Below are 11652 nucleotides of genomic sequence, written 5' to 3'. Positions count from 1 at the left end.
CCCGGGCACTCCATGTGCCCGGGCCGCCCCACACTCACGTACGACCCCTAGGAGATCTTCACCGGGTTCACCACGTCCGCGACCAGCACGAGCAGCGTGAAGCAGATGAAGATCCCTGCCACCACGTACGCGACCGGCATCAGCTTCGCCACGTCGAACGGGCCCGGGTCGGGGCGCTTGAAGACGCGCGCGACCGTGCGGCGCAGCGACTCCCACAGCGCGCCCGCGATGTGCCCGCCGTCCAGCGGCAGCAGCGGCAGCATGTTGAAGAGGAACAGGGAGAGGTTGAAGCCCGCGACCAGGAACAGCATCATCGCGATCTGGTTCTCCGGCGGGATGTCCAGGGTGAACACCTCGCCGCCGACCCGGGCCGCACCGACGACGCCCATCGGGGAGTCGGCCTTGCGGTCCTCGCCGTTGAAGGCCGCGTTCCACAGGTCCGGGACCTTGGAGGGGATCGCGACCAGCGACTTCACCCCGGAGCGCATCATGTCGCCCATGCGGTCCACGGACTCGCCGAAGGACTGCTGGATGATGCCCGTGGCGGGGCTGAAGCCGAGGAACCCCGCCGAGGTGGTGCCGGAGGTGTAGTTGCCGGAGCCGTCGATCTTGGCGACGTCGTTCTTGATCAGACTGGCGTGCAGGTCGAGCGGCTTGCCGTCGCGCTGGACCGTGATGGTGGCCGGGCCGATGGTGTCGCGGATGTGCTTCTGCAGCGCCGACCAGTCGCCGACCTTCTCGCCGTTGAACGCGACGATCTTGTCACCGGCCTTCAGACCGGCCTGCTTGGCCGGGGCGACCGGGTCGGAGGCCTTGCAGCTGTCGCGCTGCTCCTTCTGCGAGATCACACAGTCGGAGACCTTGCCCACCTGGGTCGTCTGGGTGTTGACGCCGAACGTCATCATCACGCCGAAGAAGATCGCCACGGCGAGGATCAGGTTCATGAACGGCCCGGCGAACATCACGATCACGCGCTTCCACGGCTTGCGCGTGTAGAAGAGCCGCGTCTCGTCGCCCGGCTGGAGCTCCTCGAAGGCGGCCGAGCGGGCGTCCTCGATCATGCCGCGCCAGGGCGAGGTGGAGCGCGCCGTGATCCGCCCGTCCTCGCCGGGCGGGAACATGCCGATCATGCGGATGTATCCGCCGAGCGGGACCGCCTTTATGCCGTACTCGGTGTCGCCCTTCTTCCGCGACCAGATGGTCGGGCCGAAACCGACCATGTACTGCGGCACCCGGATGCCGAACATCTTGGCCGTGGAGAGGTGGCCCAGCTCGTGCCAGGCGATCGAGACGAGCAGGCCGACCACGAAGACGACTATGCCGAGAACCGTCATCAAAATCGTCATGCGCGCGCCTCCGCTGTCGCCTTCACCGCTAGTTCACGGGCCCGTGCCCGTGCCCAGGTCTCCGCTTCCAGGACGTCCGAGACCGTGAGGGAGGTTCCCTCGGCGGGGGTGCCGTGCTCGGCGACGACCTCTGTGACCGTATCCATGATTCCGTTGAAAGGCAGCCGTCCCGCGAGGAAAGCGTCCACGCACTCCTCGTTCGCGGCATTGAACACCGCCGGCGCCGTTCCGCCCAGCTCCCCCACGTGCCGGGCGAGTCCGACCGAGGGGAAGGCCTCGGTGTCGAGCGGGAAGAACTCCCAGCTCGACGCCTTGGTCCAGTCGAAGGCCGGGGCCGCGTCGGGCACCCGCTCGGGCCAGCCGATGCCGATGGCGATCGGGCCGCGCATATCGGGCGGGGTGGCCTGGGCGAGCGTGGAGCCGTCGGTGAACTCGACCATGGAGTGGACGTACGACTGCGGGTGCACGACGACCTCGATCCGGTCGAAGGGGATGTCGTACAGCAGGTGCGCCTCGATGACTTCGAGGCCCTTGTTGACCAGGGTGGCCGAGTTGACGGTGATCACCGGGCCCATGGCCCAGGTGGGGTGGGCCAGCGCGTCCTGGGGGGTCACATCGGCGAGCTCCGCGCGCGTACGGCCGCGGAAGGGGCCGCCGGAGGCGGTGACCACCAGCTTCCGTACGTCGGCGCGGGTGCCGGCGGCGAGGGACTGGAAGAGGGCGGCGTGCTCGGAGTCGACCGGGATGATCTGGCCCGGCTTCGCGAGCGCCTTCACCAGCGGGCCGCCGACGATCAGCGACTCCTTGTTGGCGAGCGCCAGGGTGCGGCCCGCCGTCAGGGCGGCCAGGGTGGGCGCGAGGCCGATCGAGCCGGTGATGCCGTTGAGGACGGTGTGGCAGTCGGAGCCGGCGAGCTCGGTGGCCGCGTCGGGTCCGGCCAGGATCTCCGGGACGGGCTGGGAGCCGTACTGCTCCTTCAGCGCCTCGCGCAGCGCGGGCACCGCGTCCGGCCGGGCGACCGCGACCGTGCGGACCCGCAGCCGGCGCGCCTGCTCGGCCAGGAGCGCGACCCGTCCGCCCGACGCGGCGAGCGCGGTGACGCGGAACCGGTCGGGGTTGCGCAGCACCAGGTCGATGGCCTGGGTGCCGATGGACCCGGTGGAGCCGAGGACGACGATGTCCCGGCGGCCTTCGGCGGGATCGAAGGCGATGTGCGGGTCGGCGAGGGGGGCTGGGCTGTCGCTCATGCCCCCATTCTTGCCGCATCGGCTGTGCGCCGGGACAGCACTCCCCCGAGCCGGACCCGCGCGACGCGGTCCGGGGGCCGCCGGGGACACCGGGGAGCGGGGCTCCCCGGTGTCCCAACTGCCGGGCAGATTCAGCGGATCGGGCGGTGGACGTTGTCCCGTTTCGCCGGTCCGGGTGTCGCGTCCGCGATCCACGGGCCGTCGCCGGATGGGTCGATGACGCCCTCCTCCAGCCAGGTGTACGAACCGGCCAGGACGCCGGTGACGACCCTGCGGTCCAGGTCGTCGGTGTTGGCCCAGAGCCGCTCGAAGAGCTCGTCCACCCGGATCCTGGCCTGGCGGCAGAAGACGTCGGCCAGCTGGTGCGCCTCACGTCCGTGCTCGCCGGTGGTTCGCAGCAGCTCCGCCCGTACGCAGGCGGCGCTCATCGCGAACAGTTCGGCGCCGATGTCCACGATCCGGCCGAGGAAGCCCTGCTTGGTCTCCATCCGGCCCTGCCAGCGCGACATGGCGTAGAAGGTGGAGCGGGCCAGCTTGCGGGCGGACCGCTCCACGTACCGAAGGTGCTGGGCCAGGTCGCCGAACTCCTGGTAGGAGTGGGGGAGTTGGCCGGGACCGGAGAGCAGTTTGGGCAGCCAGCGGGCGTAGAAGGCGGCGGCGTTGGCGCCCGCCTTGGCCTTCTCCGGCAGCTTCTTGTCGGGGTCGATCAGGTCCCCCGCGACGGACAGATGGGCGTCGACGGCCTCCCGGGCGATCAGGAGGTGCATGATCTCGGTGGAGCCCTCGAAGATCCTGTTGATGCGCAGATCGCGCAGGATCTGCTCGGCCGGTACGGCCCGCTCGCCGCGGGCGGCCAGCGAGTCGGCGGTCTCGAAGCCGCGTCCGCCGCGGATCTGGACCAGCTCGTCGGCCATCAGCCAGGCCATCTCCGACCCGTACAGCTTGGCGAGCGCGGCCTCGATGCGGATGTCGTTGCGGTCCTCGTCGGCCATCTGCGAGGAGAGGTCGAGCACCGCCTCCAGGGCGAAGGTGGTGGCCGCGATGAACGAGATCTTGCTGCCCACGGCCTCGTGCTGGGCGATGGGCCTGCCCCACTGCTCGCGTACCGCCGACCACTCGCGGGCGATCTTCAGACACCACTTGCCCGCGCCGACGCACATCGCGGGCAGCGAGAGGCGGCCGGTGTTCAGCGTGGTCAGGGCGATCTTCAGACCGGCGCCCTCGGGGCCGATCCGGTGCGAGGCGGGGACGCGGACCTGGTGGAAGCGGGTCACGCCGTTCTCGATGCCGCGCAGGCCCATGAAGGCGTTGCGGTTCTCCACGGTGACGCCGGGCGAGTCGGCCTCGACGACGAAGGCCGTGATGCCGCCCTTGTGCCCCTCGGACTTCGGCACCCGGGCCATGACGACCAGCAGGTCCGCGACGACGCCGTTGGTGGTCCAGAGCTTCACCCCGTCGAGGACGTACGCTCCCCCGCTCTCGAAGTCGCTTGAGCGGGAGGTGCCCCCAGCCTCCGGGACCGCCGAGGTGGCGAGCCGGGCCGGGTCGGAGCCGACGTCGGGCTCGGTGAGCAGGAAGGCGGAGATGTCGGTACGGGCGCAGCGCGGCAGGAACGTGTCCCGCTGCTCCTGGGTACCGAAGAGTTTCAGCGGCTGCGGTACGCCGATCGACTGATGCGCCGAGAGCAGCGCGCCGATCGCGGGGCTGGCGGAACCGGCAAGGGCGAGCGCCTTGTTGTAGGACACCTGGGTGAGGCCGAGGCCGCCGTACTTGGTGTCGATCTTCATCCCGAGGGCGCCGAGCTCCTTGAGCCCGTTGATCACCTCGTCTGGGATCTTCGACTCGCGCTCGATGAGGGCGCCGTCGATCTTCGTCTCGCAGAAGTCCCGCAGCTTGGCGAGGAACGCCTCGCCGCGGTCCACGTCGTCCCTGGCGGGCAGCGGATGCGGATGGATGAGGTCGAGCCGGAAACGCCCGAGGAAGAGTTCCTTCGCGAAGCTCGGTTTGCGCCAGTCCTGCTCGCGCGCGGCTTCGGCGACCCGGCGCGCTTCGCGCTCCGAGACCTTCGGTGTGCCGTGTGGTGCGGTCATTGAGGGGTTCTCCTCGCCGCGACGTGTGCGGGGCGCGCACGCACCCCGTTACCGGACAGTGCTACTCGACCGTATGTACCCGATTCCGGGCGACCCGACCACCCCTGGGACGCTAAACGGCCGGAGCCCGCTGGTGGGCTCCGGCCGTCTGCGTACGTCCGTCCGTACGTCCTAGAGGGCGAGGCCCGTCAGGACGAGGACGCGCTCGTACGTGTAGTCGTCCATCGCGTAGCGCACGCCCTCGCGGCCGACGCCGGAGGCCTTGGCGCCGCCGTACGGCATCTGGTCCGCGCGGTACGAGGGGACGTCGCCGACGATCACGCCGCCGACCTCCAGGGCGCGGTGGGCACGGAAGGCGGTCTGCAGGTCGTGCGTGAAGACGCCCGCCTGGAGGCCGTACTTGGAGGAGTTGACGGCCGCGAAGGCCTCGTCCTCGCCGTCCACCTTGTGCACGGTGAGGACCGGTCCGAAGACCTCCTCGCAGGCGAGGGTGGTGTCGGCCGGGACCTCGGTGAGGACGGTCGGCGCGTAGGCCGCGCCGTCGCGCTTGCCGCCGGCGAGCAGCTTGGCGCCCGCCTGCACGGCCTCGTCGACCCAGGACTCGACGCGCTTGGCGGCGTCTTCGCTGACCAGCGGGCCGACGTCGGTGGACGCGTAGGACGGGTCACCGGTGACCTGCGCCTCGACTGCCGCGACGATCTTCGGCAGCAGCCGGTCGTACACGGTGGCGTCCGCGATCACGCGCTGCACGGAGATGCAGGACTGGCCGCCCTGGTAGTTGGAGAAGGTGGCGATACGGGTCGCCGCCCAGTCCAGGTCCGTTTCGCTCGCGAAGTCGGCGAGGACGACAGCCGCGCCGTTGCCGCCGAGCTCCAGGGTGCAGTGCTTGCGCGGCACCGAGTCCATGATCGCGTAGCCGACTTTGTCGGAGCCGGTGAACGAGATGACGGGGAGGCGCTCGTCCTGCACCAGCGCCGGCATCTTGTCGTTGGCGACCGGCAGGATGCTCCACGAGCCGGCCGGCAGCTCGGTCTCGGCGAGCAGCTCACCGAGGATGAGACCCGAGAGCGGGGTGGCCGGGGCGGGCTTGAGGATGATCGGCGCGCCGACGGCGATGGCCGGGGCGACCTTGTGGGCGCACAGGTTCAGCGGGAAGTTGAACGGCGCGATGCCGAGGACGACGCCCTTGGGGAAGCGGCGGGTCAGGGCGAGCCGGCCCACGCCGCCGCCGTCGGTGTCCAGGCGCTGGGCCTCGCCGCCGTTGAACCGCCGGGCCTCCTCGGCCGCGAAGCGGAACACCGACACGGCACGGCCGACCTCGCCGCGGGCCCACTTGATGGGCTTGCCGTTCTCGGCGGAGATGAGCTGGGCGATCTCCTCGGTGCGCTCGGCGAGGCGCTTCGAGACGTGGTCGAGGGCCGCGGCGCGTACGTGCGCGGGGGTCGCGGCGAACTCGTCGACCACGGCGTGCGCGGCCGCGACTGCCTCCTCGACCTGAGCCTCGGTCGGCACGCTCACCTCGCCGACCAGCCGCCCGTCCCAGGGAGAGGTGACGTCGAAGCTGTCCTCACCGGTGGCCTGGCGGCCGGCGAGCCAGAAGGCGTGGGTGGAAGTCATGACGAATCCCGGCCCTTCCGAGGTAGTGGGTCTACTGTCCCTCCCACCGTAGGCCGGACCGGCCGGGTCGGCGTTTGTCCGGGGTGGAGTGGTGGGGGTGGGGGGTGCGCCGGTTTGGAGGGCGGGTGGTCTGGCCCGGTGTTCGTCTGCGGGTCATGGGTGGCTGATCGCGCAGCTCCTGACGGAGCCCTTCGGGAGGGGGTCGGGATTCGTCTGCGGGCCCGGTGGGGGCTGGTCGCGCGGTTCCCCGCGGAGCCCTCCGGGAGGGGGCGGGATTCGCCTGCGGGCCCGGTCGGGGCTGGTCGCGCAGTTCCCCGCGGAGCCCTCCGGGAGGGGGCGGGATTCGCCTGCGGGCCCGGTCGGGGCTGGTCGCGCGGTTCCCCGCGCCCCTTCTTGGCCCGGTGTTTGTCTGCGGGCCGGTGGGGGCTGGTCGCGCAGTTCCCCGCGCCCCTTAAGGCAGAACGGGGCCCGGCCAAAATTCAGCCCCTCCGGCGTTTGAGGAGCGGGGGCCGGGGCGGAGCCCCGCAGCGGCGGCGGGGGCGCAACCCAGGTAGCCCACCCACCCCTGCGCCGGGGTCCGGGGCGGAGCCCCGAAAGTGGGGTGCGGGGGGCGGAGCCCCGAAAGCGGGTTGCGGGGCGCGGAGGCCTCGCCAGAGGTGCAGGGGGCGCGGAGGTCCCGCCCGGGGTACAGGGGCAGGCCCCACCCAGGGTGCAGGGGGGCACGTCCCGCCCGGGGTACAGGGGCAGGCCCCACCCAGGGTGCAGGGGGGCAAGCCCCACCCAGGGTGCAGGGGGGCAAGCCCCACCCGGGGTACAGGGGGGCAAGCCCCACCCGGGGTACAGGGGGGCAAGCCCCACCCAGGGTGCAGGGGGGCACGTCCCGCCCAGGGCGCAGGGGGACAGGTCCCGCCCGGGGTGCAGGGGCGGAGCCTCCGCCAGCGGGTGCGGGGGCGCAGCCCCGCCCGGGGTCCGGGGGCGCAGCCCCCGGGAGAACCGCCTCAACCACCCACCCACCCCCGGAGGGTTCAGGGAACGGGCGGGGTGGGGAAAGATCACCCGCCCTGCGAACCCGCCTTCAGCGCCAGCCAAAGCTCCATCCGCACATCCGGATCGTCCAGGGACCGCCCCAGGATCTCCTCCACCCGCCGCATCCGGTACCGCAGCGTATGCCGGTGCACCCCCAGATCCGCCGCCGCCGCGTCCCACTGACCGTGCCGCGACAGCCACGCCCGCAACGACGCCACCAGATCCCCCCGCCCGGTCGCGTCGTGCTCGTACAGCGCCCGCAGCATCCCGTCCGCGAACGCCCGTACCGCGTCGTCCGCGAGCAGCGGCACCAGCGAGCCCGCCACCAGCTCCTCGTGCTCGACGAGCGGCCGGCCCCGCCGCCGCGCCACCGACAGCGACTGCTCGGCCTGCTTGTACGCGGACGCCGCCGCGATCGGCCCGGCCGGGGCGGACAGGCCGATCACCAGCTCGGCGCCCTCCTCCGGCGCGAAGGAGACGCAGGCGGCCACCGCGTCGCCGCCGTCCGCCGCCAGGACCACGAGCCGGTCGCCCTCGGGGACCACCAGGACCGCCTCGCCGGAGCGCGCCGCCGCCGACTCCATCGCCTCGGCGAGCGCCCCGAGGTCGGCCGACTCCCCCACGGCTTCCGCGATGGCGAGCCGGAAGGGGGCATCGAGGAGGCCGCCGTACAGATCGCCCGCCACCGCCCGGGCATGGTCCTGCTGCCCGGAGAGCAGCATCCGCAGCACCGCCGCGCCCAGGCGCTGCTCGGCCAGTTGCAGGGCCCGCGACCGCTCGGTGGTCAGGGTCAGCAGCGCGACCGCGGAGTGCACCGCGTACCGCTCGGCGGTACCGAGCGGCGCCCCCGTGCCGACCGCCAGCGCCCCCCGCACCCGCCGCCCGGTGCCGAGCGACTGGAGCTCGACGCGGTCGTCCGAGCGGTCGTCGGAGCCGCCGACCACGGCGCTGGCCGGGGCGGCCCGGTCACGCAGCCGGGCCACGTCGGCGGTGAGCCGGGCCGCCCGGCGCCCCGCCCACTCCGGCTGTACCGCGACCACCGCGCCCGCCGTGTCGTACAGCGCGGCCCATCCGTCCACGTGCGCCGCGAGCCGGGCGAGCAGCTCGCCGGGGCCCGCGAGCGCGGCCCGCGTCAGTTCGCGCTGGGCCTCGAAGCCCGCCGTGACCGCCCGGTACTGGTCGGCCGAGATGGCCGCGGAGACGGCCTTGGAGATCGCCAGGAACGGGGTGCGGCGCGGCACCTCCAGAAGGGGGAAGTCCTCCTCGCGGGCCGCGTCGAGCAGCGCGTCCGGCACCGTCTCGTAGTTGACGCCGACGGCGAAGCCGAGCCCGACGACCCCGGCGCCGGAGAGCCTGCGCACATAGCGCCGCATCGCCTGCGGGTCCTCGGCGTCCAGTGTCATCGCGGTGATGAGGAGGAGCTCGCCGCCCTCCATGTACGGGACGGGGTCGGCGAGCTCGCTGACGTGCGCCCAGCGCACCGGCGTGTCCAGCCGGCCCTCGCCCGCGCGCACGGTGAGTTTCAGCGCCGAGTGCTGGACGAGGGAGGCGAGGGTGGGCGGCATGGGGGGATTCGACGACCTTCGAGGGTACGAGGGGAAATACGCCGTCCCGTATGAACGGCGCACCTCGATTCTGCCAGGACGGCGGGGTCACGGCGCCCGCCGTGACCCCGCCGCGTCGCCCGTCTCAGCCCCGCAGGTCCACCAGGAGCGGCGGCGCGTGCTCGCCCCCGACGTCGGTGAGGGAGAGCACCGCGTGCCCGGCGGGCACCTGGTGGGCGAGCTGGGAGGCGGACCAGCGTTCCCGCTCGACCTTGCGCACGGTGACCGCGTCCCGGGTCACCGGCTTGCCCGTGGCCAGCTTGCGCAGCGAGTGCAGCGCCCGGGTCAGCGGCTGGTCGGCGAAGACCGCGTGCTTGGCGACCTCCGTCGTCTCGACCCACTCGGTGCCCCACAGCTGCGACAGGAGCTGCCCGTCCCAGGTGGTGACCCCGCAGAACGCCATGTGGCAGCCGACCGCCGCGAGCAGCGAGGTGTGCAGCCGTTCGGGCACGTCACCGAGCGCGCGCAGGGTGAGCACCACCCCGGCGTTGGCCTGCCGCAGCCGTTGCAGGGCCCGGACGGAGCCCGCGGTCACCGCGTGCGTGGCGTCGTCCAGGACCAGGCAGGCGAACAGGGAGCGGTCCTGGCGGGCCACCGCGTTCGTGGTGAACTGGGCGAGCAGCAGCCGGTTGAGGAGCCGCGCCGCCTCCGGGTGCGCCCGCTCGGGCAGGTCGACCCGCACCCGTACGGGATGTTCCAGGGCGCGCAGCGAGAACGGGCGGCTGTGGCCGGTGGTGTCGAAGAAGGCGGCGAAGGCGGGCCGGTCCAGACAGGCGAGGCGGTCCGCGAGGACGAGGCCCGGGTCGCCGGGGATGTCGGCCTGCCGGGCGCGCGCGTCCAGTTCGCGGTGGAGCGCGGGGTGCGCCCGGCGGTCGAGGTCGGCGCGGAGCTCGTCCAGCGCGCCGCCCGAGCCGTCCAGGAGCTCGCGCAGCCGGGGTACCGAGGGGAAGCGGCCGTATGCCGCCCGGTAGGGCCCCAGGAGCTGGGCGAGCGCGGTCGCGGCCCGGCGGACGTCGGCGTCGGGCAGGTCCCCGGCGCAGGCCTCCGCGAGCAGGGCGGCGGCCTCGTCGGGGTCGACGGTGCCGCCGTAGAGGTCCAGGTCGTACGCGGAGGCCGGGTCGCCGGGCCGCACGATCACGTCGTACGCCTCATCCGCGCCCAGCGGCGTGCCCGCGGCGCCGACGGCGACCACGGCGGCCTGCCCGGCGAGCGCCTGGAGCGCCAGCGATTCCACCACGGGCCGCACCAGATGCCGGGTCTTGCCCGCGCCGGAGGGGCCGAGGGCGAGCAGCGAGGTGCCGAGCGCCGCCGGGTCGACGGCCGCGCCCGCGCCCCGGCGGGCGGGCGGGTTGTTCTCCAGGTCCGCGAACCGGCCGATCCGCACCTGGGAGGTGAGCAGGTCGTGGGTGGCGGCGCGGGCGGGCAGGTCGCGGTCGCCGGAGGGGTGCAGGCACGCGCGTGAGCCGTCGCGGAGCACCGCGTCCGTGAACGCGGGGAGCCGGGCCGGGTCGGCGACCACCGATGTCCAGGCACGGCGCACGCGCGCGCAGTCCACGTCGTTCATCCGGCCGCTCTCAGCGTCGGCGGCCAGCCGGTCGGCGGCCGCGTGCTGGCCCGCCTCGCGCAGCTGGGGCCAGTCGGCGGGGCTCCGGTCGGCGGGAGCGCCGGCGGGTGCGGCCGTCGCACCCGCCGGTGCCCGGCCGGTGCGCTCGCGGAAGAGCCCGAGCCAGTCGCCCGCCCGGCCGCAGACCCACAGCGCGGCCACCACTACCACTACGTGGTAGACGGTGGTCACCGTGTCGGTGGCGTCCTTGGTGGCCACCGGGTCGTCGCTGAAGATCCACGAGTGCGGCACCACGCCGAAGGCCAGCGAGTAGAACGGCAGCCAGTCGTCGGCCCAGATCACGAACCACGCCAGGGCGACGGCGACCAGCGCGGTGCGCACCGCGCGGGCGGGCTGCGGGTGGTCCACCGCGTACCGCCTGAAGACCTCGCGCCAGTTGCCGAAGTGGCCGAAGACGTAGATGACCGCGGCCGCGACCAGGCTGTTGTAGGCGGCGAGCGCGGTCAGCGCGGCCGGTGGCCTGCGGTGCAGCCCCCACCAGTCGGACGGTGTGAACAGTTCGAGCGGCACCATCCGGTGCGGGACGTAGCCGTTGCGCCACAGCGACCACACCAGGACGGCCGCGAGCAGCGCGATCACCGCGCCGCTGAGCAGCGCCCGGTCCGGCACCCGGTGGACGGCGTCGGTGGGGCGCGGCCGGTGCCCGTACCGCCACAGCCCCGGCTCGGCGACCGCGCGCGGGGTCCGCAGCCACTCGCCCAGCGGCGGCCGCCCGGGAGGCCGGGCGGGCTGCGGCGGGAAGGCGGGCGGCAGCGCCGGGACGGGCGGCGGCGCGGCAGGGCGCGGCACCGACCGCGCCTCGGTGCCCCGTGCGTCGTGCGTGCCTTCGGTGTCCATCGACCCTTGCCCCCTGACCAGCCAGGTCCGTAACCGAGTCCAGCGGCCAATCTAAACGGAACCGACGAACTACGGGGCGTAGCGCGCGCCTGTTTGGGCCCGGTCTTTGTCCGCGGGCCGGTGGGGGGCTGGTCGCTCCCCCAAGTTCTCGGCTTCGCTCGAACAGGGGGGACCCCCATCGCGGCGGAGCCGCAACTGTCACCGCCCCGCGCCCCTGAGATGCGCCCCTTCGGGGCGCCCAGGCCGTGCAGCGGCATTCGT

The 11652-nt window shown here is 73.3% G+C and carries 6 protein-coding genes; all 6 read right to left on the bottom strand.

All coding sequences use genetic code 11. The features are described from left to right. Positions 1-47: 47 nt before the first annotated feature. A complete protein-coding gene (locus ACFWA7_RS29695; RefSeq protein ID WP_385544079.1) occupies positions 48-1346 on the bottom strand; it encodes a M50 family metallopeptidase in 1299 nt (432 codons plus the stop codon). Continuing rightward, a complete protein-coding gene (dxr, locus tag ACFWA7_RS29690) occupies positions 1343-2593 on the bottom strand; it encodes a 1-deoxy-D-xylulose-5-phosphate reductoisomerase (RefSeq protein ID WP_385544076.1) in 1251 nt (416 codons plus the stop codon). Before dxr ends, ACFWA7_RS29695 begins: the two co-directional genes overlap by 4 nt. 131 nt (positions 2594-2724) lie before the next feature. Beyond that, the gene (locus tag ACFWA7_RS29685; protein ID WP_385826138.1) at positions 2725-4683 is read right to left on the bottom strand and encodes an acyl-CoA dehydrogenase family protein; all 1959 of its coding nucleotides are present in this window, start codon (positions 4681-4683) and stop codon (positions 2725-2727) included. 171 nt (positions 4684-4854) lie between these two features. Beyond that, the gene (locus tag ACFWA7_RS29680; RefSeq protein WP_385826136.1) at positions 4855-6300 is read right to left on the bottom strand and encodes an aldehyde dehydrogenase family protein; all 1446 of its coding nucleotides are present in this window, start codon (positions 6298-6300) and stop codon (positions 4855-4857) included. A 1052-nt stretch (positions 6301-7352) separates the two neighbouring features. Further along, positions 7353-8891, bottom strand: coding sequence for a PucR family transcriptional regulator (locus ACFWA7_RS29675; RefSeq protein ID WP_385826134.1), 1539 nt, complete (start codon positions 8889-8891; stop codon positions 7353-7355). 124 nt (positions 8892-9015) lie between these two features. Continuing rightward, positions 9016-11391 (bottom strand): ATP/GTP-binding protein, encoded by a 2376-nt coding sequence (locus ACFWA7_RS29670; protein ID WP_385544061.1) that lies wholly within the window; start codon positions 11389-11391, stop codon positions 9016-9018. Positions 11392-11652: the final 261 nt, after the last annotated feature.

Origin of the sequence: Streptomyces sp. NPDC059994 (assembly GCF_042737755.1) — a bacterium.
Lineage (GTDB): Bacteria > Actinomycetota > Actinomycetes > Streptomycetales > Streptomycetaceae > Streptomyces.
This window is presented reverse-complemented; position numbering and strand designations above follow the sequence as displayed.